The 449-nt window shown below is 32.1% G+C and carries 1 protein-coding gene; it reads left to right on the forward strand.

All coding sequences use genetic code 11. From position 1 onward, the window contains the following. The first annotated feature begins 57 nt into the window (after positions 1-57). Entirely contained in the window at positions 58-405 is a 348-nt protein-coding gene (locus J3U67_RS03450) for a hypothetical protein (protein ID WP_267403815.1), read from the forward strand. Positions 406-449 lie beyond the last annotated feature (44 nt).

The following is a 449-nucleotide window of genomic DNA, read 5'->3' on the forward strand; positions in this document are numbered from 1 at the left end:
GGTATTTTGTTTACCTATTGTGTTGCTTCTGATAGGCTTAAAAAGTTACTAGTTTCTTTGCAAGATGAATATGTAAAAAAAAATATACGCCATCAGCAGTCCAAAATTATTACGTATACAGGTTCATTAGCTGAAAAAATAGGTCTGGTGGAAATGGATGAAAGATATGATGCTGTAGATAATAAAGTTTTGATTCCTCAATTAACCTTAAAAGACCACTTGGATATTATTCATACATATGAGTATGCTGGCATGCATGGAAATGCTGAAAGAATTCAAAAACGTCTACTTAAATTTTACGAAACGGGAGTCAATTGGGATGAATCTAAAAAATTTTTATTTCCGGATGTAACACCGCCAGCACCTATCCAAAAACCTTTAACCAAAGAAGATTATTTGCACTAGTATAAAAACTTGTATGCAAAAACTTTATTAAGGTTTGGATGGAA

The organism is Snodgrassella sp. B3837 (genome assembly GCF_026535955.1).
In the GTDB taxonomy this organism is placed as follows: Bacteria; Pseudomonadota; Gammaproteobacteria; order Burkholderiales; family Neisseriaceae; genus Snodgrassella; species Snodgrassella alvi_E.